Below are 24,771 nucleotides of genomic sequence, written 5' to 3' on the forward strand. Positions count from 1 at the left end.
AAGATAGCAGCCCTGGTTTGCTGACACACCACAAATTTTTGACCACGCCCAGTACGTTGGCGTGGTCTGTTCAGACAAACCACTGACTATTAATCCCTATGTCCCGTCGTCGCGTCGTTGTTACTGGTTTGGGTTGTGTCAGTCCCGTGGGAAACACGGTCGACACCACTTGGGCCAATCTCCTGGCTGGTCAGTCGGGCATTGGCCTGATCACCAAGTTTGATGCCTCTACTTTCAATTGCAAAATTGCAGGAGAGGTCAAGGGCTTTGACATTGAGTCTTATATCAGCGCCAAAGAGGCGCGCACCATGGACACATTCATTCACTATGGCGTGGCGGCAGCCGCGCAGGCTGTGGCTGATTCTGGTCTTCCTACGGGTGCGGCCTTAAGCGATGAGCTGGCCACGCGGATTGGTTGTGTGATTGGCTCCGGCATTGGTGGCTTGCCCATGATCGAGCACATGCAAGGCGAGTTTGTCGCTCGCGGTGCGCGTCGTATTTCGCCGTTTTTTGTGCCATCGACCATCATCAACATGATTGCGGGCCATGTCTCAATCCAGTTTGGCTTCAAAGGCCCCAACTTGGCCATCGTGACGGCATGCACCACTGGCCTGCATTGCATTGGCCAAGCTGGGCGCATGATCGAATACGGTGATGCTGATGTCGTGGTGGCCGGTGGCTCTGAAGCGTCTGTGTCTGTGCTGGGTGTGGGAGGCTTTGCCGCCATGCGTGCCCTCAGTACCCGCAACGATGACCCAACGACAGCGTCGCGTCCTTGGGACAAAGACCGCGACGGTTTTGTCCTGGGTGAAGGCGCCGGTGTGATGGTGCTTGAAGAATACGAACACGCCAAGGCACGTGGCGCCAAGATTTACGCCGAACTGGCTGGTTTTGGCATGAGCGCAGATGCCGGCCACATGACGGCACCCAACATGGATGGTCCGCGCCGGGCCATTGTGAGCGCCATGCATAACGCTGGTGTCAATGCCGACCAAGTGGATTACGTCAGCGCACATGGCACGTCAACGCCTTTGGGTGACTTGAACGAAACCAATGCCATCAAGGCTGCTTTGGGCGACCATGCCAAAAAGACTGTGGTGAACTCCATCAAGTCCATGACTGGTCACTTGTTGGGTGGTGCGGGTGGTTTGGAGTCGGTGGTGACCGTGTTGGCGCTGCACCATCAAAAGAGCCCGCCCACCATCAATATCTTCAATCAAGACCCGGAGTGTGATTTGGACTACTGCGCCAACACGGCCCGGGATATAAAAATCGACGTGGCTATCAAGAACAATTTTGGTTTTGGTGGCACCAACGGGTCGCTGGTGTTCAAACGCGCACCTTGAGCACCGCCGGGTGCCGGTCGACTGCTTCGGTCACTGGTATTTGCCATGCATAACGCCCCAGCCGTCAGTTTTCCGGTGGGGCGTTCACATTTTCAAGGTGCGTTTGTTGGCCTGTTGATGGCATGTGGCGCTTTGGCGGTGTCAGTTTGGAGCTTGCAGGCTGATGCCTTGGGGTGGCGACAGGCGCTTGCAACTGGCGTGTGGCTCGCAACATCAATGCTCGTTGGGTGGTCATGGTCTCAGACGACTACCGGTAGTTTGTCCTGGGATGGCTTTGTCTGGCACTGGGCTGTGGATGGCCGATCGGTCGTGATTCTGCCGGAGCTTGTGCTTGATTTTCAGTCTGCGGTGTTACTGCGGTTGCGCGGGGCAGAGGACCGTAGCGCTGCGGCCTGGGTTTGGCTCGACCGGGTGTCAAATGCCGCTCGCTGGATGGCCTTGCGCCGCGCGATCTACAGCCGGGTCAAACTTGCTGACGACGCTCTTTCAGATCTTGCGAGCTCGTCTGAAGCCTCAGCCAGGTGGGTGCGATGAGTGCCCCCGAAGTTCCTTCAGCACCGACGCCCGCCGTTGATAACAGCGATGCGCTGCTGGTGGCGCGCACCGTGGCGGGTGATCAGGCCGCGTTTGAGTTGTTGGTCATCAAGTACCAGCGGCGTGTTGAACGCCTGATTGGGCGCATGGTGCGTGATGTGGACCTGGTGGAAGACATTGCCCAGGAAACTTTCATCCGCGCCTACCGGGCGCTGCACCAGTTTCGCGGTGACGCCCAGTTTTACACCTGGCTTTACCGCATTGCGGTCAACACGGCCAAGAAATTTCTACTGGAACTCAAACGAGATCCCACCATCACACAAGCTGCCCTGCAGTCCAATGACGATGACGATGAAACTTATTCACCCAGACATGAATCAATAACCTACGAGACGCCTGAATCCGTGCTCGCAGCCAAAGAAATTGCTGAGGCTGTAAATGCGGCCATGGCGGCTCTGCCTGAGGATCTGAGGCAGGCGCTTACTTTTCGTGAGATTGATGGCATGAGTTATGAAGACATCGCTGAGCTGATGAAGTGCCCGATGGGCACCGTGCGCTCAAGGATTTTCCGGGCGCGCGAGGCGGTGTCGGCCAAGGTGAAGCCAATGCTTGAAAAGCAGACTGGCAAGCGCTGGTAGCCAAGGGGTAGGCAGTTGGTGTGCGTTGGACAAATTTTTAGCCGCAAGAAACGGCTGTTTGCAATAAAGGTAAGGCATGGCTGATTTATCTATTGAAAGCGCTGAGCGGATTTCAGCGCTGGTCGACGGGCAATTGCGAGGGGCTGAGTTCACCCAGACCGTGGCTGAACTGGAGGCCAACGAGGAAGCCCGTGCCAATTGGGACACTTGCCATTGGCTGGGCGATGTGATGCGATCAGGTGAAACGCAGGTGTTGCGTGCACATGACCCTGAATTTGTTCGTCGTCTGCGTCAGCGCATGCAGCAGGATGTTATTGAAATAATAGCTGTACCCGCAACAGAAATAAGGTCTACAGCCAAAAATGGATCGAAATTAACGAGTGCTAATGATGGTCTGTGGCGGCGTGTCGCCGGATTCGCATCAGTGGCGCTGGTGGGCGTATTGGCCTGGCAAGGCATGCAATGGCCAGGTTCTGCAGATCCTGTTGGCATGCCGCAACAGGCGCAACAACAGGCGATCCCGGTGATTTCTGCTGCGTCTTCTTTCGCCTTGGCTGACGCGAGTTCCCTATCAACCGGACGGGCGCTGATTCGCAGTGATGGGTCGTCTGTGTTGGTCATGTCATCCGAGCCGCTGGTGATGATCCGTGACCCGCAGCTTGATGCGCTTTTAGCGGCGCATCGGCAGTTTGGCGGTGCGTCTGCACTGCAGACACCTGCGGGTTTTTTGCGCAATGCCAATTTTGAAGAGGGCCGGCGTTGAAGGGTCGAGTTGTTGGCTTGATGGTGTTGGCGCTAATGGGCGCACCGCAGGCTCAGGTGCTTACACCAGCCCCTGGTGGCAACGCCAGTCAGTCAAGCGTTGAGCAATGGTTGTTGCGTCTGCATGCGGCGTCCCGTCAGCGCTCTTATGTCGGCACATTTGTCGTCACCACGGGCAACTACATGTCTTCCGCCCGCATTTGGCATGTGAGTGAAGGCGGTCAACAGCTTGAGCGGGTTGAAGCCTTGACGGGCGTGCCCCGATCGACCTACCGGCGAGGTGATCAGGTGGTCACGTTCTTGCCGGCCAACCGGTTGGTTATCTCTGAAAAACGCGATTCGTTGGGAATTTTTTCTGATGTGTTGAGCCGTGCAGACGCCTCGATGGCACAGTTTTACCAGTTGAAGGCCATTGGACGCGACCATGTTGCTGGCCTTTGGGCTGACGTGGTTCAACTCGTGCCGCGAGACAGCTGGCGTTTCGGCTACAGAATTTGGACCGAGCAGGCGACCGGCCTGGTGGTCAAACTGCAAACACTTGACCCCTTGCAGCGGGTACTGGAACAGGCGGCGTTCTCTGAACTGCAGTTGACCCGACCCATCAGCGGGGCCGAAATTGGCGCCATGATGGACAACACCGATGGCTATTCGGTTAAAAAGCCGGAACTAATCACCACCACCGCTGATCAACAGGGCTGGCAACTCAAGGCGCAGGTGCCGGGGTTCAAGTCGATGAGTTGCCATACGCGACAAGACAGCGGCTCTGTCGTGGGACATGGGCCACTGCAGTGGGTGTTTTCAGATGGCTTGGCCTCCGTGTCGCTTTTTATTGAGGCCTTTGATGCTATGCGCCACAGCAAGCTGCAAGGCCATGACCAGTTTGTCATGGGGGCCACGCACATGCAGACACGTCGCGTTGGTGATTGGTGGCTGACGGTGGTTGGTGAAGTGCCTCAGCAAACTTTGCAGATGTTTGCCCAGAGTCTTGAGCGAAAAAAGTAAGTCATGGTGTATTTGTCAGTTTTGTTTTGAAAAGGCGAAAAAATGATGCGATTCAATTGGAAGACCTTGAGCTCCTATGCCCTCAGTGGTGTGTTGGTGGTAACCGCATCGACGGCAGTTTTGCCTGTGAGTACGGCCACAGCACAAGTGCGGGCGTTGCCTGACTTTACGGACTTGGTGGAGCAGGTCGGGCCCTCAGTGGTTAATATTCGCACGCTTGAAAAAGCCAGCTCGCGTCAAGGTGAGGGCGGTGGCATGGATCCCAACATGCTGGAATTTTTCAAACGTTTTGGTTTGCCAATACCCAACCTCCCCAATGGGCCGCGTCAGACCCCGCCACCCAACCATGGGCAGTCGCCTGATGAAGGGCAACCGCGAGGCGTTGGGTCCGGGTTCATTTTGACTTCTGACGGCATGATCATGACCAATGCGCATGTGGTTGAGGGTGCCGATGAAGTGTTGGTCACCCTCACTGACAAGCGTGAATTCAAGGCCAAAATCATTGGTGCCGACAAACGCAGCGACGTGGCTGTGGTCAAAATTGACGCCGCCGGCCTGCCCGCAGTCAAGGTGGGCGATGTAGGGCGCCTCAAAGTGGGTGAATGGGTGATGGCCATTGGCTCGCCGTTTGGCTTGGAAAACAGTGTCACCGCTGGCATTGTCAGCGCCAAGCAACGTGACACGGGCGACTATTTGCCATTTATCCAGACCGATGTGGCCATCAATCCGGGCAACTCCGGCGGCCCGCTGATCAACATGCGTGGCGAGGTGGTGGGCATCAACAGCCAAATTTATTCCCGCTCGGGTGGCTCCATGGGCATTTCGTTCTCAATCCCTATGGATGAAGCGGTACGTGTCAGTGAGCAACTGCGCGCCACCGGTCGCGTCACCCGTGGCCGCATTGGTGTGCAAATTGACCAAGTGACCAAGGAGGTGGCCGAATCCATTGGGCTGGGTAAACCGCGTGGCGCCTTGGTGCGTGCCGTGGAAGCTGGTGCGCCTGCCGACAAGGCCGGGGTAGAAGCGGGTGACATCATCATCAAGTTTGATGGCAAACCGGTGGACAAATCAAGCGACTTGCCGCGCATGGTGGGCAGCACCAAGCCTGGCACCAAGAGCACGTTGACGGTGTTTCGCCGTGGTGCAAGCAAGGATCTGAGTGTCACCATCATTGAAATTGAAGCCGACAAACCCGTCCTGAAAGCTTCCGTAAAGCCGGTCAAGCCTAAAGACGCACCTGCCGCCCAGTTGCTTGGTTTGACGGTGAGTAACCTGACGGACTCCGCTAAAAAAGAGTTGGATATCAAAGGCGGCGTGCAAGTTGACGCTACAGAGGACGCTGCAGCGCGTGCGGGTTTGCGCGAAGGTGATGTGATCATGGCTGTGGCCAATGTGACGGTGGCCAATGTCAAGGAACTTGAAGCCGTGCTGACCAAGCTGGACAAATCCAAGCCTGTCAATGTGTTGTTCAGGCGCGGCGAATGGGCGCAGTACACCGTCATTCGACCAAATTGACTGCCCGGCTGGCCGGTTTTGCAGAGATGTTAATAACCTGTGTATAAAATGGAGGTGTTGATGTCCCGCAGCGTCAAGCATGCCATTTGGGGTGCAATTCAAGGCTGATTTGCCTACAATACACCTCCAACTTCTGCAGTTGCCAATCAAGTTGGTTCAGGGCGCGTCTCTTTTGACCGCGCCCTTTTTTCTGCTTGCGTCTTTTTAATTCACTAATTCGGTTTCCTTTGATGAATCACATCAGAAATTTTTCGATCATTGCTCATATTGACCACGGTAAATCGACCTTGGCAGACCGCCTGATCCAGCGTTGCGGCGGCTTGCAAGAGCGCGAAATGCAAGCCCAGGTGCTTGATTCGATGGACATCGAAAAAGAGCGTGGCATCACCATCAAGGCGCAAACGGCGGCATTGCATTACAAGGCCAAAGATGGTCAGGTGTACAACCTGAACCTGATCGATACCCCCGGCCACGTCGACTTTTCCTATGAGGTGAGTCGCTCGCTTTCAGCCTGCGAGGGCGCGCTGCTGGTGGTGGATGCCAGTCAAGGTGTCGAGGCACAGACCGTAGCCAACTGCTACACCGCGCTCGACTTGGGTGTGGAAGTGGTGCCTGTACTCAACAAAATGGACCTGCCCAACGCTGACCCTGACAACGCCAGGTCTGAAGTAGAAGACGTGATTGGCATTGATGCCTCTGATGCCATCGCTTGCTCAGCCAAGACCGGTATGGGTATTGACGAAATTCTGGAAGCTGTGGTGGCACGCATTCCACCACCCCGGGGCAACCCTGCCGGGCCGCTGCGCGCCATGATCATCGACAGTTGGTTTGACGCTTATGTGGGCGTGGTGATGCTGGTGCGCGTGGTGGATGGCCACCTGGTCAAAGGTGAGCGCATCAAGATGATGGCCACAGAGACCACATACAACGCAGACAGCCTGGGTGTGTTCACCCCCGCCAATGAGCCGCGTCAATCGCTGGAAGCGGGCGAGGTGGGTTACATCATTGCTGGCATTCGCGAACTGCAGGCCGCCAAGGTGGGTGACACCATCACAAAAATAGTGTTAGGTACGGGTGGCGCAGCGGCTACTGCTAAAGAGGCCTTGCCGGGCTTCAAGGAAATTCAGCCGCAGGTGTTTGCCGGGCTTTACCCAACTGAGGCAAACCAGTACGAAGGCTTGCGCGACAGCCTCGAAAAACTTAAATTGAATGATGCGTCATTGCATTACGAGCCCGAGGTGTCGCAAGCCCTTGGGTTTGGTTTTCGCTGCGGTTTTTTGGGTTTGCTGCACATGGAAATTGTGCAAGAGCGCTTGGAGCGCGAGTTTGACCAAGACCTGATCACCACCGCACCGAGCGTTGTCTACCAAGTGGTGCAGGCCGATGGCACTATCAAGATGGTGGAAAACCCCTCCAAAATGCCTGACCAAGGCCGTTTGGAAGAAATTCGCGAACCCATCGTGACGGTTCACCTGTACATGCCCCAGGAATACGTGGGCGTTGTGATGACCCTGGCTAACCAGAAACGTGGTGTTCAGCTGAACATGGCCTACAAGGGCCGCCAGGTGGTGTTGACCTATGAGATCCCGCTGGGGGAGATCGTGATGGACTTTTTTGACAAGCTCAAAAGTGTCTCGCGCGGTTATGCCTCCATGGACTATGAGTTCAAGGAATACCGTACCGCCGATGTGGTCAAGGTGGATATTTTGCTCAACGGTGAAAAGGTCGACGCGCTGTCCATCATCGTGCACCGCTCGCAGTCGGTGTACCGCGGCCGTGCCGTGGTCGCCAAAATGCGCGAAGTGATTTCTCGCCAGATGTACGACGTGGCAATTCAGGCGGCCATTGGGTCCAACGTGATCGCCCGTGAATCGATCAAGGCGCTGCGGAAAAACGTGATTGCCAAGTGTTATGGCGGTGACATTTCACGCAAGCGCAAGCTGCTTGAGAAACAAAAAGAAGGCAAAAAACGCATGAAACAAATCGGTTCCGTAGAAGTGCCACAAGAGGCTTTCCTGGCTATTTTGAAGGTGGACGCGTGATGCAAGTCTTGACCTCCCTGATCCTGGCCGCGTTTGCCGGCTATGTGGGTGCCTGGTACTTTGGCCGTGTGGATGGCAACTTTGCGCTGCTGTTGTTCATGGCCACGGTGATCACTGGCTTGTACTGGCTGGCTGAGCGGTTTTATTTTTTACCGCAACGCAACAAGGCCGCTGCCGAACTGGAAGCGAATGCCCAGAAACGTACTGAAGAGCTGCACAAGCAGGGCATCAGCAAGGTCGACAGTGACGTGTCCGAGGCCAAGCGCCACATCCTGGCACAGCCTTGGTGGCTGGACTGGACGGCGGGTTTGTTCCCGGTGATCATTGGCGTATTTATCCTGCGCTCGTTTTTGTTTGAGCCCTTCAAAATCCCGTCTGGCTCGATGATTCCGACCCTGCTGGTGGGCGACTTGATTTTGGTCAACAAGTTTCACTATGGCTTGCGTCTGCCGGTGCTCAACACCAAGATCACCGAGGGCACCGCTCCACAGCGTGGCGACGTGATGGTGTTTCGTTACCCGCCCAAACCAAGCCTAGACTACATCAAGCGTGTGGTCGGTGTACCCGGTGACGAAGTGGCCTACCTGAACAAGCGCCTGACCATCAATGGCAAGCCTCTGCCGACCAACGCCTTGCCAGAATTTTTTGACGAAGACACCATGCGCTACTTCAAGCAGTTTGAAGAAAGCCTGGGAGACAAGCCGCACCGCTTGCTCAATGACGACAGCCGCCCGGCGTTTGTGCCTGGCGCTGACGAGTTTGAATTCAAGGCCAATTGCCGCTACAGTGTTGAAGGTGTGGTGTGCAAGGTGCCGCAAGGTCATTACTTCATGATGGGCGACAACCGTGACAACTCTTTAGATTCCCGTTACTGGGGTTTTGTGCCGGACAAAAACATTGTCGGCAAAGCGTTTTTTGTCTGGATGAATTTTGGTAGTCTCAAGCGCATTGGTTCGTTCAATTGATCGGAGATAAGTGATGGCAAGTTCTCAAAAGCATCGGCAGCGTGGCATGTCCTTTATTGGCTTGCTGATCGTTGGTGGCTTGCTGGCGGTCGCAGGCGTGGTTGTGGCGCAGGCGGTTCCCACCGTGATCGAGTACCAGGCCGTGCTCAAAGCTGTCAACAAGGCCAAGGACGGCAACACCGTGCCTGAGGTGCGCAGCATTTTTGACAAAGCCGCCAGCATTGACAACATCACTTCAATTTCGGCCAAAGAACTGGATGTCACCAAAGAAGGCGACAAAGTGGTGGTCAGCTTTGCCTATCAGCGTGAAATCCATTTGGCAGGCCCGGCGTATTTAACGCTCAAATACGCAGGCAAATCTCGTTGAAAGTACAGGTGATGGTTTGAATGCAGGTCTGGCAGCGCTGCAACAGCGCTTGAAACACCAATTTGGCGATGTCAATTTGTTGATGCGTGCCGTCACGCACCGCAGTTTTTCTACTGACCACAACGAACGGCTGGAGTTTTTAGGCGATGCCGTGCTGGGCGCGGTGGTGGCCGACATGCTTTACCAGCGACTGCAGAATTTGCCCGAAGGTGACCTCTCGCGGGTGCGCGCCAACCTGGTCAAGCAAGATACCTTGCACCAGTTGTCTGTGTCGCTGGGCTTGCCGGAGGTGATTCGCCTGGGCGAGGGTGAAATGCGTTCCGGCGGTCAAAAACGTCCCTCAATCTTGGCCGATGTACTTGAAGCCGTGATTGGCGCGGTGTACCTGGACGCAGGTTTTGCCGCAGCGCAAGCCTTGGTGCAGCGCCTGTACCAAGCCGTTGAGTTCAACCCCGCCATGGACGCCATCGGTAAAGACCCCAAGACCGAGCTGCAAGAGTGGTTGCAGGGCCGCAAGCTCAAAGTACCCGCCTACCGGGTGGTGGCAACGCTGGGGGCTGCTCACAAGCAGACTTTCGATGTCGAATGTGAAATCCCTGAACTTCAGCTGTTCGAACGCGGCATTGGTGGTTCGCGCCGCGCCGGCGAGCAGGCCGCAGCCACCGCCATGCTCCACACCCTTAAATCCAGAGTGAATTGATGAATACTACAGAAAATATAGCTGCTAACGCAGACGATGCGGGGCCTACAACCCAAAATAACCTTGAAGATTTGTTGGCGGGCATGCGTCGCGACATGCGTCCGGCCGGCGCCGCCGAGGCACCAGTGGCCGGCCAGCGGTGCGGTCTGATTGCCATTGTGGGCAAGCCCAATGTGGGCAAGTCCACCCTGCTCAACGCATTGGTGGGGCAAAAAATCAGCATCACCTCGCGCAAGGCGCAAACCACGCGGCACCGCATCACCGGTATGCACACGGTTGGCGCCAGCCAGTTTGTGTTTGTCGACACGCCGGGTTTCCAGACCCTGCACGGTAACGCGCTGAACAAGTCACTCAACAAAACCGTGGTAGGTGCGGTGGCTGATGTTGACCTGATTTTGTTTGTGGTGGAGGCGGGCAGCTTCACCCCGGCCGATGCGCGCGTGTTGGCGTTGCTCAGCAAGGGCATTCCCACGCTGTTGATCGCCAACAAGCTCGACAACATTCACCGCCGAGGCGACATTGCGCCTTGGCTGCAAACCATGCAGGAGAAACATGCATTTGCTGAGTTTGTGCCGATGTCGGCCAAGAGCGCCAAAGACATTGAACGCCTGCTCGACATCTGTGCCAAGTTTTTGCCCGAGCAAGCGTGGTGGTACGCCGCCGACGAGCTCACAGACCGTAGCGAGCGCTTCATGGCATCCGAGATGGTGCGCGAGAAGTTGTTTCGACTGACGGGCGATGAGCTGCCCTACACCTCGACCGTCATCATCGATAAATTTGAGGAGGAGCCGCCACAAAGAAAAGGTCAGAAGCGCCTGCTGCGTATTGCCGCCACCATCGTGGTGGAGCGTGATGGCCACAAGGCCATGGTGATTGGTGACAAGGGCGAACGCATCAAGCGCATCGGCATGGAAACTCGGGTGGAGCTTGAGAAACTGCTCGATTGCAAGGTGTTCATCGAGATGTGGGTCAAGGTGCGCTCGGGCTGGGCTGATGACGAAGCGCGTGTGCGCTCGTTTGGCTACGAGTGAGTCGTTGACTCGGGCCGGTGCCTCATGGTTTCCGGTCTGGGGATCAAGAGAAGTCTTTTGCCATTGAGGTTTCAAATCCAGCGTCACGGGAATGGTTGTGTCGGTGCGTTGGGTAACAGACGCTTACAACTCAAGTAATGATGGTGCGGATTTCCTCATTAAACTGGGGAAACTCTCCGAGCAGTCTACGCAAGATGATGATTCGCAACGGTGAGTCCTTCCCGTTGCACCATCATCGCCAGTTCTTAACCATCCCATTCCGACATGTCCGACTTGAGTCTTGCTGACCTTTTTCAAACGCACTTTGAGGTTGTTCCTGCTGAACAGCCGCATCTGCTTGAGAAGGTTTATCGCATTCGCCATCAGGTTTATTGTGAAGAGCTCGGGTTTGAACCCCACCATGCCGACCAGTTGGAGCAAGATGAGTTTGATAAAAATGCCATCCATTGTCTGTTGCTGCACAAGCCCAGCCAAACCTTTGTAGGCTGTGTTCGGTTGGTGCTTGCTGACCATCATGCGCCAGAGACGGGTTTTCCATTTGAACAAGTCTGCGGCAAGTTGGCTCGTTGGGCGCTTGACACGTCAGGTGGTAGCAGCCGAAAAAAATATGGCGAGATTTCTCGCCTGGCCATTACCGCCAACTTTCGTCGCCCTAGAAATTTCATTGCGCCGACAGGTGGGCGTGTGTTGCCTGATGCGCGGGATGAAGAGGCCAGGCGGCTTTTCCCGTCGATTGCCGTTGGCCTCTATTTGGCCGTTGCCGCCATGGGTTTGAGCAAGGGGCTTGAAGGCGTTTTTGCCATGATGGAGCCCCGGCTTGCCAGGCAGTTAAGCCATTTCGGGATTCATTGCGAGCAAGCGGGTGATGCCGTGGAGCATCGCGGTACGCGGGTGCCTTACTTCATCAGCAGCAACTCGTTGCTGGACAACCTGAAACATGAATGCAGGAACTTATTGAACAAGATTCAAGGCTGCTTGGCTCTGCCTTACGCACCTTACGCCTGAACAGGTGGCGATCGTGTCGCCGGGCGCGCTTTGCGCTTGTTACTTGTACCCAAATCTGGCACCAAAATCGCTGACTTTATACTCGCAGGGCCCTCGCCGCCTTGGTGCGATCTGGAACGAGGTGTGGTTATTTTCAGGTGACACTCGCGAGACGCGTTGTTTGGGTGAACAATTCAGCGGATAAATGGTAACTAAACGTATCTCCGACGAACCCGCCTATGTGCTGCACCGCTACGACTGGAGCGAGACCAGTCTGATCCTTGAGGTCTTCACCCGCCACCATGGCCGGATCGTGCTGGTGGCCAAAGGCGTGAAGCGGCCCAGTTCGAGCTTTCGCCCGATTTTGTTGCCGCTGCAGCCGCTGCACCTGGCGTTTGGCGGCGACGCCGAAATCAAGACCCTCAAGGCGGCCGAATGGCAAGGCGGCCACGTCATGCCCACCGGCGACGCACTGATGTCAGGCCTGTACCTCAATGAATTGCTGATGTTGCTGCTGGCGCGTGAAGACCCACACCCGTTGCTGTTTGACGTGTATGCCAGCGTGGTGCAGATCATTGCCAGCGACCATGGCGAGGTGCTGGAAGCGGCGCTAAGAGCCTTCGAGCTGCTGCTGCTGCGCGAAATTGGCCTTCTGCCGCTGCTGGATGCACAAACCATGACGCTGCTGGCGCTGCACTCCGGTGAGCGCTACAGCCTGGTGCCTGAAGGCGGCCTGCGCCAGACCCATGCAGGGGATCGCACCAGCCTGAGCGGTACGCAATGGGTCGGCCTGCAACGGGTGCTGGGCGAGCGGGTGCCGTTCACGGCGGTGCTGCGTGCCTGTGCCGAAGTCGCCAGCGCCCTCAAGCCACAACTGCGCACCTTGCTCAATTACCATTGCGGGGTGCCCGCCCTGCGCACCCGGCAAATGATGATTGACCTGCAAAGTTTGTGAGCGGGTTTCGGCAAGCTGCAAGGCGCACCCCACTGAACAGGATCAGGTAACCCCATGACATCGACATCCATCACCACCGCGCTATCCGTCAACCTCAACAAAGTCGCCTTGGTGCGCAACACACGCCGCTTGGGCATTCCCAGTGTCACCCGTGCCGCCACGTTGTGTCTGCAGGCCGGGGCCAATGGCATCACGGTGCATCCGCGCCCGGATGAGCGTCACATTCGCGCCAGTGACGTGCCAGAACTTGCCGCCTTGCTCAAAGACTGGCCCGACCGCGAATTCAACATTGAGGGCAACCCGTTCCACAACCTGATGGACGTGGTGGGTGAACTGGTGGCGCAGAAGCTGCCGGTGCACCAGGTGACCTTCGTGCCCGACACGCAGGGCCAGTTCACCAGTGACCACGGCTGGTGTTTTCCGGATGACGCCGCCCGCCTGAAGCCTTTGATTGAGCAAGCCCATGCTTGGGGCCTGCGCGTGAGCCTGTTCATGGATGCCGATGCGCCTGCCATGGTGGCGGCCAAAGCCGTGGGCGCCGACCGGGTCGAGCTGTATACCGAGCCCTATGCGGCCGCCTGGGGCACGCCAGACCAAGCGGCGCAACTGGCCCGTTTTGCCGCCGCTGCCCAAGCCGCGCTGGACGTCGGCCTGGGCGTGAACGCAGGCCATGACCTGAACCGCGACAACCTGGCCGCCTTCATCGCCCAGGTGCCGGGGGTCAGTGAGGTGTCGATTGGCCACGCGCTGATTGCCGATGCGTTGGAACTCGGTTACAGCGCCACGGTGAAAGACTATCTGCGTTGCATTCATAGAGTTTTGCCATGATGGCCAAGGCCGCGTGTGATGTCAGCCGCTTGGGCAACGACCAACCATGATCTACGGCATTGGCACAGACATTTGCGACGTGCGTCGCATCAAAGCCAGCCTGGCGCGCCATGGCGAGCGCTTTGCCAAAAAAATCCTCAGCGATGCGGAATTCGCCACCTGGGTTGCCCGCAGCGAGCGCTGGCCGGAGCGTGGTGTGCGTTACCTGGCGACCCGCTTTAGCGCCAAAGAGGCCTTCAGCAAAGCCATTGGGTTGGGCATGACCATGCCCATGACTTGGCGGCTGTGCGAAATTGGCAAACTGCCCAGCGGCCAGCCCACGATTGAGCTGCATGGCGAGCTGAAAACCTGGTTCGAAGCCAAAGGCTTGAGCGCCCATGTGAGCGTGACCGACGAGACCGACTACGCCGCCAGCTTCTGTGTGGTAGAAATTTTAGACAAAAATGGCCTCTTGCCCTTATTAAATAAGCGCAAGCAGCTACTAAATAAAGAGTAAATTATGAGCTTTCATGCCCCCTTGATCATCGATATTGCTGGCACCACGCTGGCCAAAATTGACAAACGCCGCCTCAAGCACTCGCTGGTTGGGGGCTTGATTTTGTTTGCCCGCAACTGGCAAAGTCGCGAGCAGCTCACCGACCTGTGCCGCCAAATCAAAAAAGTCCGCCAAGACCTGTTGATTTGCGTGGACCACGAAGGCGGTCGTGTGCAGCGCTTTAAAACCGATGGCTTCACGCACATTGCGCCCATGCGCGCCTTGGGTGAGCTGTGGCTGCAAGACGGCAAGGCAGGTGAAGGCAGCGGCGCCATGCGTGCCAACCGCGCCGCCACCGCCTGTGGTTATGTGCTGGGTGCCGAGCTGCGCGCCTGCGGCGTCGATTTGAGCTTTACCCCGGTGCTGGACTTGGACTTTGGCGAGAGCAGCGTCATTGGTGACCGCGCCTTTGGCCGTGACCCGCGCGTGGTCAGCCTGCTGGCCAAGAGCCTGATGCACGGCCTGCAGTTGAGTGGCATGGCCAACTGCGGCAAACACTTTCCCGGCCACGGCTTTGTTGCAGCTGACTCACACACGGACATTCCGGTGGACAAGCGCAGCCTGAAAGCCATTTTGGCGGATGACGCCAAGCCCTACGAGTGGCTGGGCACGGCGCTGGCCAGCGTTATGCCGGCGCACGTGGTCTACCCCAAGGTGGACAAACGCCCGGCGGGTTTTTCAAGCAAATGGCTGGGCGACATCCTGCGTGGCCAGCTCAGGTTCACCGGCGCGGTGTTCAGTGACGACCTGTCGATGGCTGGGGCGCGTGTCATTGACGGCCAGCCCGTCAGCAGCACACAAGCGGCGGTGGCGGCGCTGAACGCGGGCTGTGACCTGGTGCTGCTGTGCAACCAGTCGCTGGGTGATGGTGCTGAAGTAGATGCCTTGATCGATGGCCTGACCGAGGCCCAACTCAAGGGCCAGTGGCAGCCTTCAGAAGCTAGTGAAGCGCGCCGCCAGGCCTTGTTGCCCTCCAGTCGTGCCACAAACTGGGACGAGTTGATGGTGCAGCCCACTTACATGCAATCGCTGGATTTGTTGCCGTAAACCGGCGCTGGCCGAGAGGGGAGGGCCCGCGTTGTCGCCCACCTGCGGCTCACGGCCCAATGGTCACGGCGCCCGGTGCAGCCGGGGTGCAGACAGTTCAGCAATCATGTCGTTGCTGGCGGCGTCCACATTCGGGTGGAGTTTGAGCAGCTTGGCTGCGGTTAGCAGTTTGCGCAGTTCCTGCAAGTCTTTCACCGTGGGCGCGACCTTGATCTGGGCAATGGCCGCCGTGCTGTTGCCGCCCTTGATCAGGCTCAGCACCTTGGGTGCCCAAACGCTTTGACGTGACATGTGATGTTTCCTCTGAGTAATTTATAAGCTATTTTAGCCTGTAGCCCTTATTAAATAAGCGCAAGCAGCTATAAGAAATATAGCTATCATTGCCCTCTTGTCAGGCTTTGCTGGTGCGGGTAAGGCTGCTGTGACAATCAGCCTCCCTACCTTAACGCTTTTTCAGCCATGAAAGCCAAACTCCTCAGCGCCGGCCTGGTCTACAGCACCGACAGCGGCCGCATGTGCCCGGATTGTCGCCAACCCGTGGCGACCTGCCAATGCCGTGCCGCCAAAGCCAGGCCCGCCACCGATGGCATTGTGCGCGTCTCACGCCAAACCAAGGGCCGCGCCGGCAAAGGTGTCACGCTGGTCACCGGTGTGGCGCTGGACGATGCCGCGCTGGCCGCGTTGGGCAAACAGCTCAAAACCACCTGCGGCTCAGGCGGCACGGTGAAAGACGGCGTGATTGAGGTGCAGGGCGACCACTGCGAGCGCGTCATGGCGCTACTCAAGGCGCAGGGTTTTGCCGTTAAACGTGCCGGGGGCTGACATGAAACCTGAAGACCTGAACCTTCTGGTCACGCGCACCATGCCGTTTGGCAAATACAAAGGCCGCCTGATTGCCGATCTGCCAGGAGACTACCTGTGCTGGTTTGCGCGTGAGGGCGTGCCCAAAGGTGAAATTGGCCGCCTGCTGGCGCTGATGCATGAAATCGACCACAACGGACTGTCAGACCTGCTCAAGCCCCTAAGAAACGCTTGACCCTGCGAGCGAGCGTTGCGGCTCATTCAGGGCCTGCTCAGGTTCGTGGAACCGAATGGCATTGCGCCCGGCGTCTTTGGCCTGGTACATGGCGGCATCGGCCCATTTCATGATGTCGGTCGGGTTGGCTTCAGCGTTGTTGAACACCACCACACCGATGCTGACGCTGCAATGGTGCTGCACCGTGCTGTTGCTTTGGCCAGTGTGCGTCACGGTTAATTGGTACGGGGCATTCAGGGTCGCGCGGATTTTTTCAGCCACCTGGCCGGCTTGGGTTATCGAGGTCGCCGTGTCCTCAGACAACTCCCCGAGCGTCACCACAAACTCATCGCCGCCAAAACGGGCCACCGTGTCGATTTCGCGCACACAAGCCGTCAGGCGCTTGGCCACCTCTATCAACAACAAATCGCCCACGCCATGACCATGGGTGTCGTTGAGGGGTTTGAAGTTGTCCAGGTCCAGAAACATCAACGCGCTGTAAAGGCCACTGCGCTTGCTGGCGGCCATCGCCAGGCCCAGCCGGTCGTCCAGCAGGCGACGGTTGGGCAGGCCGGTCAGGGCATCAAAAAACGCCAATTGCTGCACCTTGTGTTCCATCGCCTTGCGTTCGGTGATGTCAGAAAACAGCGCCACGTAGTTTTGAATCGCACCATCCGTATCACGCACCACACTGATGGTGAGCATTTCCGGGTATTCCTCACCGCTCTTGCGCCGGTTCCAGATTTCGCCAGACCAGCTGTCGGTGTCATGCAGCGTGCGCCACATGGCGGCATAAAAATCATCCTTTTGGCGGCTTGACTTGAGTAAGCGCGGGTTGTGCCCCATCGCTTCATCACGGCTGTAACCTGTGATGCGGCTGAAGGCCGCGTTGACATCAACGATCAAGCCCTGCGCGTCGGCAATGGTGATGCCCTCACGCGAATGGGTGAAGACGCTCGCTGCCAGCATCAGCTGCTCTGCTGCATGCTGGCGCTGGTGTACCTCTTCTGCCAGATGGTCGCGCTGCAGCTCGACTTGTTTGCGCAGCTGTTCACGCTCAACCAGGTTGCGAATGCGTTGGCGGGCAATGGTCACATTGATGGGCTTGGTGATGTAGTCGGCTGCCCCCAGCGACAGGCCAGTGACTTCAGAGTCAAGGTCATTCAAGGCAGTGACAAAGATCACTGGGATGTGTTGTAGCGCAGGCTGAGCGGCGAGCCGCCTGAAGGTTTCATAACCATCCACCTCGGGCATCATCACATCAAGCAAGATCAGGTCGGGTGGGTTCGCCAGCGCCAGGGCAAGTCCGGCGGGGCCGGATGTGGCAAATTGCAACTCAAACTCACCTTCCAGTGCCGCGCCCAGCGTCAGCAGGTTAGCGGGCGTGTCGTCGATGGCGAGAATTCTGGCTTGCGGGGCGGTCATGTCAGCTTGGTACAAAGTTGCCTGATTCTATGGCTAGGCGCCATTAGTCTGACCTGCAGCGATATGGTGCAAGCCCAGCAGCACTTCGTCAAAACGCATATTTTGCAACAGCACTGTCAACGCCTGCACATCATCTTCCAGTCTGGTGTTTGCCGCCAGAGCTTGCAGCTTCTCGAAACGGGCGATGGCAGCATACTTGTTTTGCGCCAGCAAAGGGGTGAGCTCAAGCACCAGCGCCGCAAATGCCTCTGTGTCAACCGGTTTCAAGACCGCAGCAAGGGTGTTGTCGGGTGATTGGGGTGCGGCAGGCAGCCACTGGGCCAGTGCCGTTTTCAAGGCATCGAGTGAAATCGGCTTGGTTAAAAAGTCGTCCATGCCGGCAGCCAGACAGCGCTGGCGGTCTTCTTCAAACGCGTCAGCGGTCAGCGCAATGATGGGCAAATGCGCGCGCTGTTGCGCGGCTTGCCACTGCCTGATGTGTTGGGTGGCGGCGTAACCGTCCATCACCGGCATGTGCAAATCCATCAGGATCACGTCAGGCGCCTGACCCGGCAGATCCGGCAAGCCTTGAGTGATGGCATCCAAGGCTTGTTGGCCGTCTTCCACCATCGACACCGTGAGCCCAAGCTTGCCCAGCAGCGACTCAATCACCATGCGGTTCACCGCGTTGTCCTCCGCCACCAGCACGTGGCCTTGCAGCAGGGGCTTGGCGGCGCCGGATGGCGGCACATCAGTGCGCTCGGCTTGCCGGCTAATGGCCACACCAGAGAGTTGCTTGGCCTTCACCCTGAACCAAAAGCGGGAACCCTTGCCCGGCGTGCTTTCAACCCCGACATCGCCACCCATGGCGCGCGCCAGGTTGCGCACAATCGACAAGCCCAGCCCACTGCCACCAAATTCGCGGGTGGTGGAACTGTCGGTTTGCGAGAAGGGCTTGAACAACAAATCGAGCTTGTCTGCGGCGATGCCGATGCCGGAATCGCTGACCGAAAACTCCAGCAACGCCAGCCCGTCCTGGCAGTCAATTTCTGTGGCTTCAATGTGCACCTGGCCGCTGCGCGTGAACTTGATGGCATTGCCCACCAGGTTGGAGAGCATTTGGCGCACACGGTGCGCATCGGCCTGGTAGCGTTGTGCGGCGACGCCCAACCACTGGTAATTAAGGGCCAGCTTTTTGGCTTGGGCTGCGCCGGCAAACAGGTTGCCGGTCTCTGTCAGCAGCGACTCGGGCGCAAACACGATGGACTCCAGCTGAAATTTGCCGGCTTCAATTTTTGATAAATCAAGGATGTCGTTGAGTAAGGTCAGAAGCGTTTGGCCGCTCGAAAGAATGGTGCGGGCATAGTCATGCTGCTTGGGAGCGCTGAGCCCGGGCATCAACAGCAGTTGCGCCATGCCCAAAATACCGTTCATGGGGGTGCGGATTTCATGGCTCATGGTGGCCAGAAAGCGGCTCTTGGCCAGAAAGCGGCTCTTGGCCAGGTTGGCGGCCTGCGCATCAGCGGTGGCTTGTTCCAGGGCCAGTTGGTGTGTCTTGCGCTCGGAAATGTCCGAATAGGTGGTGACAAAGCCACCCCCAGGCATTGGCGAGCCACGCACCTCAAGCGCGACCCCGTTGGGGCGCACACGCTCCAGCTGGTGCGCCACTGGGTGGCGGGCGACCTCAACGATGGTTTGCACCATGTCCTCGTGGTCACCCGGCCCATACTCGCCGCGCTCGGCGTTGAAGCGGATGAACTGATCAAACGTGGCGTTGGGGTTGGCGCACATGGCCTCGGGGAAGTCCATGGCTTGCTGAAACAGGCGGTTGTAGGCCAGCAGCCGCAGGTCGCTGTCAAAGGCGCTCAAGCCCACCGGAATGTTGTCCAGAATGCTTTGCATTACGGTGTTGTTGCGTTGCAGGGCTGCTTCGGCCACTTTTTGCTGGGTGACGTCTTCGTAGATGCCCAAAATGCCAATGATGTCGTTGTGCTCGTTGCGCAGCGGCACTTTGGAGGTGCGCAGCCAGATGATGTGCCCGTCGGGCGTGGTTTGGGGCTCGTCATACATCAGCCGGGGAATGCCGGAATCCATCACGCGGTGGTCGTCTGCGCCGTAAAGATCAGCTTGCTCGCGCCAGCTCAGTTCAGCATCACTTTTGCCAATCAGCTCGTCAGGATGACTCAGGCCGGCATCCTGGGCAAACGCCGGGTTACAGCCGAGGTAGCGCAGGTTCAGGTCTTTCCAGAACACCCGCATGGGCGCCGTGTCAATGATAGATTGCAGCAGCTTGCGCGATGCGGCCAGCGTAGCACCGGCTTGGGCTTGCGCCGCCTGCCGTGCTAATTCAGCGGTTTTTTGATCGGTGATGTTGCCAACAAAGCCATGCCATAACACGGCGCCATCAGCTTGTGCTTGCGGCATGGCGCTGCTGGATAGCCAGCGCACCGTCTGGTCATCAAAACAAATTCTGAACTCATGGGTCCAGGCCGTCAGGGTTTGCGCAGAGGTTTGGATGCTGCTTGCAAATGCGGCACTGTCGTCTGGGTGAATCGCGGCAAAAATGGCCTCAGCGCTGGTTTTGACCTCACTCGGGTCAAGTCGAAAAATATCGCGCAAAGCGTCGCTGGCATAGGGCAGGCATGAGCTGCCGTCGGGTCGCAGCAGGAATTGGTAAACGCAGCCTGGCACCCGGCTGGCGAGGTTTTTCAGTTGCTCCAGGTCATGGGCATGGATGCGCTCCTGGCGCATTTTGAGCAGCAACAACCAGGACGCCAACGCCGCCAGCGCCAGCAGCAGCGCGATGATGGCAAGGGTTTTGATTTGGCGCTGCTCGTTTGCCGCTTGCTCAGCCAAAAATAGATCAGCGGTGCTCAGCCCAATGCCCACCACCAAGGGGAATGAAGGGAGTTTGCGGACGTGGTATATGCGCTCAATGCCGTCCCTGACGGCATTGAGCGTGAGTGTGCTGTTGGTTTGGCCTTTGGCAATGATGCCGAGGAACGGGCTGCTTGATACGTCGCCTCCAAATTCATCTTTGTCAGGGGTGTGGCGCACACGCAGCGCACCATCCAAGCCAAAAAGCGTGGCCACGCCCTGTTGACCCAGCTTGAGTTCGCTGTAAAACCGGCTGAAGTAGCCCGCGTCGATCGAGGCCACCACCACGCCGTCAAATTGACCCGTAGCCGTGGTGATGCGGCGCGTTAGCTGAATGGACCACTTGCCCGAGGCACGCCCCAGCACGGATTGTGAGACAAACAAGGTGTCGCGGTCTGAGGCCAGGTGCACCTTGAAATGTTCGCGGTCTGACAGGTCAAGCGGCGCCTTGAATGGCAAACTGCTTAGTTTCAGGAAGCCCTGGCTGTCAATGACCGCAATTTGCAGCACCACCCGGTCATCAAGGATGCCTTGTGCTGCGAGGTCTTGCAGGTTGAGTTGGTCGCCTTTTTCCAGGTATTGGTGGCGCAGCCATTGCAGGGTTTGATCGACGCTAAAGAGCGTGCGCTCGGCGTGTTCCTGGCTCAGCCGTGCGAGGTTGACCAACTCGCTTTCGGCGGCAGCGACCGTTTTGGCGTGGTGTTCTTTGGTTTCGCCGAGGTATTGCAGCCAGAGTGCTGCGGACAACACCACGGCAAGCAGCCAAATGGGCCCAATTTGGCGCAACAGGCTGCCTGACATCAACGCACCGCTGGGGGCCTGCTTGGGGTCTGAATTCGACATGGTTTTGATTATGGATCTTGCGGTGCTTGCCGCAGCGGCTTAAGCCGCATAAAGGGTCTTTTGGGTAATTTTATGTAGCAAGGCCATGGTGGTTTGCTGGGTCAGCGTGGCTGGGCGCAGGGAACTCGTGGCCAGACTGACCTTGGTGCGCAGCACCGGTTCGGTGATGGTGCGCACTGAAAACGCCGAAGGGCGGATCGAACTTGCCACCGCGTTGCGTGACAGCACCGCACTGCCCGCGCCGTCGGCCACCAAATCCAGTATCGCTGACACACCGTCAATTTCCAGCGCAATGTTGAGCCGACAGCCGATGTTGGCCAGTTCGGATTCGACATGCATGCGGATCGCGTTCGGCCGGGTGGGAATCACCAGCGGCAGTTGCGCCAGTTCACGCAGCGTGATGGGCCCGGGCGGCGCGTCTTCAGCCAAACCAAGCGGGCGGCGCTGCACCAGCAACAGGTCTTCTTCCAGCAGCGGTGTGATCTCGATCTCGGTGCTGGGTTGGGCGTTGTAAACCACAGCAATGTCAAGGCGCCCAGCCATCAGCGACTCCTGCATTGGCACCGACAGGCCTTCCGTGATGGACAGCGTGGCATCGGGCAACTCAGAGCGAAAGGCACGGATCAAAGGCACGGTCAACACCCGTGCCAGGCTGGTGGGCAGGCCCACCGCCACGCGCCCCGCCAGCGAACCACGCACCCGGCCCAGTTCTTCGCGCGCGCGCGCCACCTGGTGCAAGATGCCGCGTCCATGCGCCAGCAGCAGCTTGCCGGCTTCGGTGGGCAGTGCGCCACGGCCGTTACGCGTCAGCAGGGTTTGCCGCAGTTCGACTTCCAGCAGGCGCACCTGCCGGCTCAAGGCCGGTTGGGCAATGTCCAGCGCCAATGCCGCCCGGGTGAAGCTGCCGAGTTCGGCCACACGCACAAAGTATTCCAGTTGTTTCAGGTCCATCAGCGGCTTATCCAGTGTGTGATTCATTCAGGCGTTCGGGTGCATGGCAAAGCCGAACGGGGAATGCTTAGGGTTTACCATAACCCATGCCGGATTATGCCAAGTTGTTATATCTGCTAGTGTGTTAGCTGCCTTATCAAGGTACCCACGCCAGCACAAAATACCGCCATGCAAACAGCCATTCCCTGTTATTTCATGCGCGGCGGCACCTCTCGCGGCCCGTTCTTTTTGGCGTCAGACCTGCCTGCCGATGTGCCCACCCGTGACCGTGTGTTGCTGGCGGTGATGGGCTCGCCCGACAAGCGGCAGATTGACGGCCTGGGTGGGGCGCACCCGCTGACCAGCAAGGTCGGCATCGTCAGCGCCAGCCAGATGCCTGGCGTGGACGTTGACTTTTTGTTTGCCCAGCTCCAGCCTGAAAAAGACACCGTGGATACCACGCCCAACTGCGGCAACATGTTGGCCGCTGTGCTGCCTTTTGCCATTGAGCGTGGCCTGGTGGCGGTGCAGGGCGACAGCACCACGGCGCGCGTGCTCACCCTCAACACCGACATGCAGTGCGACATCACTGTGGACACGCGTGGCGGGCATGTCCATTACACCGGCAACGCACGCATTGACGGCGTGCCTGGCACGGCCGCACCGGTGACCATCAATTTTCTGGACACGGCGGGCTCGGTCTGTGCAGGCTTGTTGCCCACGGGCCAGGTGCGAGACCGCATCACCGTGACTGGCGAGGGTTTTGAGACCTTCACCCTGGATGTCACGTGTATTGACAACGGCATGCCGCTGGTGATGTTCAAGGCCTCTGACGTGGGCTGCACGGGTTATGAAAGCGTGGCAGAGTTGAATGCGGACGACGAGTGCAAGCGCCGTCTTGAAGCGCTGCGCCTGCAGATTTCCCTGAAGATGGGACTGGGCGATGTCAGCCAGAAGAACTACCCCAAGATGACCCTGATTGCGCCACCGCGTGCGGGTGGCAGCTTGTGCACACGCAGCTTTATTCCGCATGTCTGCCACGATGCCATCGGTGTGCTGGCTGCGGTCACAGTCGGCACGGCGTGTGTGCTGAAAGGCTCGGTCTGCGACGGTGTGGCCGTGATGCCGCAAGGGCATGAGCCCACGGTGTCGGTCGAGCACCCCACTGGGGAATTCAGCGTGGCCCTCGGCCTGGACGCACAGGATGCACAAAAAGTCACCAAAGCCGCCTTGCTGCGCACAGCCCGGTTGATCATGCGTGGCGAGGTGATGGTGCCTGCCGCCATTTGGCCTGGGCCGACCCACGTGGCCTGAAACAAGTCGCTACCATCCCGTTTGGACGACACGAACTTTATTTTTACAACAGGAGACACCATGAAAACTTCCCTGAAATCAATCGCCGCCCTCTCGGTGCTGGCCGGTGCTGCGCTGGCTGCATCCGCCCAAACCGTCACCCTCAAGGTGCATCACTTTTTGCCCGCAGGTTCGGCCGCGCAAAAGATGTTCATCCAGCCCTGGTGCGACAAGATCGCACTGGAATCCGGCGACAAGATGAAATGCCAAATTTACCCGTCGATGCAACTCGGTGGCACGCCGCCCCAGTTGTTTGACCAAGTGAAGGATGGCGTGGTGGACGTGACCTGGGTGCTGCCCGGTTACATGGCGGGGCGTTTCCCTTTGTCTGAAGTGTTTGAGCTGCCCTTCATGATGCAAAGCCCCGAAGGCACCAGCAAGGCGCTGTGGGATTTTGTTCAAACCAATCCGAACGTGGCCGCCGAGTTCAAAGATGTCAAGTTGCTGGCCCTGCATGTACATGGAGATGGTGTCTTTCACATGACCAACAAGCCCATCAAGACCATGGCCGACCTGAAGGGCCTGAAAGTGCGTGCGCCTACGCGCCAGTCCAACAAGATGCTGGCCGCCCTGGGCGCGACCCCCGTGGCCATGCCGGTGCCTGCCGTGAGCGAGGCCCTGGCCAAGTCGGTGATTGACGGTGCCCTGGTGCCGTATGAAGTGGTGCCCTCGGTGAAGATTCAGGAGCTGGTCAAGTTCCACTCTGAAACCGACCCGGCCGAGCCCGCCATTTACACCTCGACCTTCGTGTTTGCCATGAACAAGGCCAAGTACGAAAGCCTGCCGCCTGACCTGAAAAAGGTCATTGACAACAACAGCGGCCAGGCCTTGTCGGGCCAGGTTGGCAAGACCTTTTTGGCAGCGGATGGCATTGGCAAAAAGCTGACCGAGAAAAACACCCACAACGTGATTCCTTCGGCCGAGCTGCAAAGCTGGAAAAAAGCCAGCGAGCAAATCACCACCGACTGGGTGGCAGACGTCACCGCCAAGGGCGCCAACGGCAAGTTGTTGCTGGAAAACGCCCGCGCCCTGATCGCCAAGTACGCCGCCAAGTAAGCAGCGATGTCGCTCGACCTGTGTGGCACGCGTCACACAGGT

General features: G+C 58.0%; 24 protein-coding genes. 20 read left to right on the top strand and 4 right to left on the bottom strand.

Annotated features, from left to right (window positions below):
* The first annotated feature begins 98 nt into the window (after positions 1–98).
* The 16 genes from fabF to nagZ all read left to right on the top strand — a co-directional run bounded on the left by fabF (position 99) and on the right by nagZ (position 15,251).
* A complete protein-coding gene (gene fabF, locus PHQ58_RS05425; RefSeq protein WP_300108065.1) occupies positions 99–1,346 on the top strand; it encodes a beta-ketoacyl-ACP synthase II in 1,248 nt (415 codons plus the stop codon).
* Positions 1,347–1,391: 45 nt separating this feature from the next.
* Positions 1,392–1,880: a hypothetical protein gene (locus PHQ58_RS05430; RefSeq protein WP_300108068.1), complete on the top strand. Its 489-nt coding sequence runs from the start codon at positions 1,392–1,394 to the stop codon at positions 1,878–1,880.
* Positions 1,877–2,518: an RNA polymerase sigma factor RpoE gene (rpoE, locus tag PHQ58_RS05435; protein WP_300108071.1), complete on the top strand. Its 642-nt coding sequence runs from the start codon at positions 1,877–1,879 to the stop codon at positions 2,516–2,518. The genes PHQ58_RS05430 and rpoE overlap by 4 nt, the downstream gene beginning before the upstream one ends.
* Before the next feature lie 76 nt (positions 2,519–2,594).
* Positions 2,595–3,281, top strand: coding sequence for a sigma-E factor negative regulatory protein (locus tag PHQ58_RS05440; protein WP_300108073.1), 687 nt, complete (start codon positions 2,595–2,597; stop codon positions 3,279–3,281).
* A complete protein-coding gene (locus PHQ58_RS05445; protein WP_300108075.1) occupies positions 3,278–4,282 on the top strand; it encodes a MucB/RseB C-terminal domain-containing protein in 1,005 nt (334 codons plus the stop codon). The genes PHQ58_RS05440 and PHQ58_RS05445 overlap by 4 nt, the downstream gene beginning before the upstream one ends.
* Positions 4,283–4,324: 42 nt before the next feature.
* Entirely contained in the window at positions 4,325–5,797 is a 1,473-nt protein-coding gene (locus PHQ58_RS05450; RefSeq protein ID WP_300108078.1) for a DegQ family serine endoprotease, read from the top strand.
* 230 nt (positions 5,798–6,027) lie between these two features.
* Positions 6,028–7,839, top strand: a complete 1,812-nt coding sequence (gene lepA, locus PHQ58_RS05455; RefSeq protein ID WP_300108081.1) for a translation elongation factor 4 — start codon at positions 6,028–6,030, stop codon at positions 7,837–7,839.
* The gene (gene lepB / locus PHQ58_RS05460) at positions 7,839–8,804 is read left to right on the top strand and encodes a signal peptidase I (protein WP_300108084.1); all 966 of its coding nucleotides are present in this window, start codon (positions 7,839–7,841) and stop codon (positions 8,802–8,804) included. The genes lepA and lepB overlap by 1 nt, the downstream gene beginning before the upstream one ends.
* A gap of 13 nt (positions 8,805–8,817) precedes the next feature.
* Positions 8,818–9,171, top strand: a complete 354-nt coding sequence (locus PHQ58_RS05465; RefSeq protein ID WP_300108087.1) for a DUF4845 domain-containing protein — start codon at positions 8,818–8,820, stop codon at positions 9,169–9,171.
* A 16-nt stretch (positions 9,172–9,187) separates the two neighbouring features.
* Positions 9,188–9,871, top strand: a complete 684-nt coding sequence (rnc, locus tag PHQ58_RS05470; RefSeq protein WP_300108089.1) for a ribonuclease III — start codon at positions 9,188–9,190, stop codon at positions 9,869–9,871.
* 83 nt (positions 9,872–9,954) lie between these two features.
* Positions 9,955–10,902: a GTPase Era gene (gene era, locus PHQ58_RS05475; protein WP_300108450.1), complete on the top strand. Its 948-nt coding sequence runs from the start codon at positions 9,955–9,957 to the stop codon at positions 10,900–10,902.
* Between the two features lie 264 nt (positions 10,903–11,166).
* Complete coding sequence (locus PHQ58_RS05480) at positions 11,167–11,907, top strand: PEP-CTERM/exosortase system-associated acyltransferase (RefSeq protein WP_300108092.1); 741 nt, start codon at positions 11,167–11,169, stop codon at positions 11,905–11,907.
* A 184-nt stretch (positions 11,908–12,091) separates the two neighbouring features.
* A complete protein-coding gene (recO, locus tag PHQ58_RS05485; protein ID WP_300108094.1) occupies positions 12,092–12,841 on the top strand; it encodes a DNA repair protein RecO in 750 nt (249 codons plus the stop codon).
* Positions 12,842–12,895: 54 nt separating this feature from the next.
* Positions 12,896–13,669 carry a pyridoxine 5'-phosphate synthase gene (locus tag PHQ58_RS05490; protein ID WP_300108097.1) on the top strand — a complete coding sequence of 258 codons (774 nt, stop codon included), beginning with the start codon at positions 12,896–12,898 and terminating at the stop codon, positions 13,667–13,669.
* A 46-nt stretch (positions 13,670–13,715) separates the two neighbouring features.
* Positions 13,716–14,165, top strand: a complete 450-nt coding sequence (gene acpS, locus PHQ58_RS05495; RefSeq protein WP_300108099.1) for a holo-ACP synthase — start codon at positions 13,716–13,718, stop codon at positions 14,163–14,165.
* Positions 14,166–14,168: 3 nt separating this feature from the next.
* Positions 14,169–15,251 carry a beta-N-acetylhexosaminidase gene (nagZ, locus tag PHQ58_RS05500; RefSeq protein ID WP_300108102.1) on the top strand — a complete coding sequence of 361 codons (1,083 nt, stop codon included), beginning with the start codon at positions 14,169–14,171 and terminating at the stop codon, positions 15,249–15,251.
* Positions 15,252–15,314: 63 nt separating this feature from the next.
* On the opposite strand, the gene PHQ58_RS05505 is transcribed toward nagZ, so the two are convergent.
* Positions 15,315–15,542 (bottom strand): hypothetical protein, encoded by a 228-nt coding sequence (locus PHQ58_RS05505; RefSeq protein ID WP_300108105.1) that lies wholly within the window; start codon positions 15,540–15,542, stop codon positions 15,315–15,317.
* Positions 15,543–15,710: 168 nt separating this feature from the next.
* Here PHQ58_RS05505 and PHQ58_RS05510 point away from each other — a divergent pair, with 168 nt between their 5' ends.
* Both PHQ58_RS05510 and PHQ58_RS05515 read left to right on the top strand, forming a co-directional pair.
* Positions 15,711–16,073 (top strand): translation initiation factor Sui1, encoded by a 363-nt coding sequence (locus PHQ58_RS05510; RefSeq protein WP_300108108.1) that lies wholly within the window; start codon positions 15,711–15,713, stop codon positions 16,071–16,073.
* A gap of 1 nt (position 16,074) precedes the next feature.
* Positions 16,075–16,287, top strand: a complete 213-nt coding sequence (locus PHQ58_RS05515) for a DUF3820 family protein (RefSeq protein WP_300108110.1) — start codon at positions 16,075–16,077, stop codon at positions 16,285–16,287.
* Here PHQ58_RS05515 and PHQ58_RS05520 read toward each other — a convergent pair.
* Genes PHQ58_RS05520 through PHQ58_RS05530 form a run of 3 tightly spaced genes read right to left on the bottom strand, consistent with a single transcriptional unit; the run spans position 16,273 to position 22,341 of the window.
* Positions 16,273–17,691, bottom strand: coding sequence for a diguanylate cyclase (locus PHQ58_RS05520; protein ID WP_300108113.1), 1,419 nt, complete (start codon positions 17,689–17,691; stop codon positions 16,273–16,275). The genes PHQ58_RS05515 and PHQ58_RS05520 overlap by 15 nt on opposite strands.
* 33 nt (positions 17,692–17,724) lie before the next feature.
* Complete coding sequence (locus PHQ58_RS05525; protein WP_300108116.1) at positions 17,725–21,390, bottom strand: PAS-domain containing protein; 3,666 nt, start codon at positions 21,388–21,390, stop codon at positions 17,725–17,727.
* Positions 21,391–21,429: 39 nt separating this feature from the next.
* Entirely contained in the window at positions 21,430–22,341 is a 912-nt protein-coding gene (locus PHQ58_RS05530) for a LysR substrate-binding domain-containing protein (RefSeq protein ID WP_300108453.1), read from the bottom strand.
* Between the two features lie 168 nt (positions 22,342–22,509).
* Between PHQ58_RS05530 and PHQ58_RS05535 the strand changes: the two genes are divergently transcribed.
* Both PHQ58_RS05535 and PHQ58_RS05540 read left to right on the top strand, forming a co-directional pair.
* Positions 22,510–23,634: a 4-oxalomesaconate tautomerase gene (locus PHQ58_RS05535; protein ID WP_300108119.1), complete on the top strand. Its 1,125-nt coding sequence runs from the start codon at positions 22,510–22,512 to the stop codon at positions 23,632–23,634.
* 60 nt (positions 23,635–23,694) lie between these two features.
* The gene (locus PHQ58_RS05540) at positions 23,695–24,729 is read left to right on the top strand and encodes a TRAP transporter substrate-binding protein (RefSeq protein ID WP_300108122.1); all 1,035 of its coding nucleotides are present in this window, start codon (positions 23,695–23,697) and stop codon (positions 24,727–24,729) included.
* Positions 24,730–24,771: the final 42 nt, after the last annotated feature.

The organism is Rhodoferax sp. (genome assembly GCF_028688795.1).
Classification (GTDB): Bacteria; Pseudomonadota; Gammaproteobacteria; order Burkholderiales; family Burkholderiaceae_C; genus Rhodoferax.

Bases quoted from the DNA above. Each gene is read 5' to 3' on its own strand.
- recO (WP_300108094.1), top strand. From the start codon at position 12,092: ATGGTAACTAAACGTATCTCCGACGAACCCGCCTATGTGCTGCACCGC.
- PHQ58_RS05525 (WP_300108116.1), bottom strand. From the start codon at position 21,390: ATGTCGAATTCAGACCCCAAGCAGGCCCCCAGCGGTGCGTTGATGTCA.
- nagZ (WP_300108102.1), top strand. From the start codon at position 14,169: ATGAGCTTTCATGCCCCCTTGATCATCGATATTGCTGGCACCACGCTG.
- PHQ58_RS05520 (WP_300108113.1), bottom strand. From the start codon at position 17,691: ATGACCGCCCCGCAAGCCAGAATTCTCGCCATCGACGACACGCCCGCT.
- PHQ58_RS05515 (WP_300108110.1), top strand. From the start codon at position 16,075: ATGAAACCTGAAGACCTGAACCTTCTGGTCACGCGCACCATGCCGTTT.
- fabF (WP_300108065.1), top strand. From the start codon at position 99: ATGTCCCGTCGTCGCGTCGTTGTTACTGGTTTGGGTTGTGTCAGTCCC.
- PHQ58_RS05505 (WP_300108105.1), bottom strand. From the start codon at position 15,542: ATGTCACGTCAAAGCGTTTGGGCACCCAAGGTGCTGAGCCTGATCAAG.
- PHQ58_RS05535 (WP_300108119.1), top strand. From the start codon at position 22,510: ATGCAAACAGCCATTCCCTGTTATTTCATGCGCGGCGGCACCTCTCGC.
- rpoE (WP_300108071.1), top strand. From the start codon at position 1,877: ATGAGTGCCCCCGAAGTTCCTTCAGCACCGACGCCCGCCGTTGATAAC.
- PHQ58_RS05540 (WP_300108122.1), top strand. From the start codon at position 23,695: ATGAAAACTTCCCTGAAATCAATCGCCGCCCTCTCGGTGCTGGCCGGT.
- PHQ58_RS05480 (WP_300108092.1), top strand. From the start codon at position 11,167: ATGTCCGACTTGAGTCTTGCTGACCTTTTTCAAACGCACTTTGAGGTT.
- PHQ58_RS05490 (WP_300108097.1), top strand. From the start codon at position 12,896: ATGACATCGACATCCATCACCACCGCGCTATCCGTCAACCTCAACAAA.
- PHQ58_RS05510 (WP_300108108.1), top strand. From the start codon at position 15,711: ATGAAAGCCAAACTCCTCAGCGCCGGCCTGGTCTACAGCACCGACAGC.
- era (WP_300108450.1), top strand. From the start codon at position 9,955: ATGCGTCGCGACATGCGTCCGGCCGGCGCCGCCGAGGCACCAGTGGCC.
- PHQ58_RS05430 (WP_300108068.1), top strand. From the start codon at position 1,392: ATGCATAACGCCCCAGCCGTCAGTTTTCCGGTGGGGCGTTCACATTTT.
- acpS (WP_300108099.1), top strand. From the start codon at position 13,716: ATGATCTACGGCATTGGCACAGACATTTGCGACGTGCGTCGCATCAAA.
- lepB (WP_300108084.1), top strand. From the start codon at position 7,839: ATGCAAGTCTTGACCTCCCTGATCCTGGCCGCGTTTGCCGGCTATGTG.
- PHQ58_RS05440 (WP_300108073.1), top strand. From the start codon at position 2,595: ATGGCTGATTTATCTATTGAAAGCGCTGAGCGGATTTCAGCGCTGGTC.
- PHQ58_RS05530 (WP_300108453.1), bottom strand. From the start codon at position 22,341: ATGGACCTGAAACAACTGGAATACTTTGTGCGTGTGGCCGAACTCGGC.
- PHQ58_RS05450 (WP_300108078.1), top strand. From the start codon at position 4,325: ATGATGCGATTCAATTGGAAGACCTTGAGCTCCTATGCCCTCAGTGGT.
- lepA (WP_300108081.1), top strand. From the start codon at position 6,028: ATGAATCACATCAGAAATTTTTCGATCATTGCTCATATTGACCACGGT.
- PHQ58_RS05465 (WP_300108087.1), top strand. From the start codon at position 8,818: ATGGCAAGTTCTCAAAAGCATCGGCAGCGTGGCATGTCCTTTATTGGC.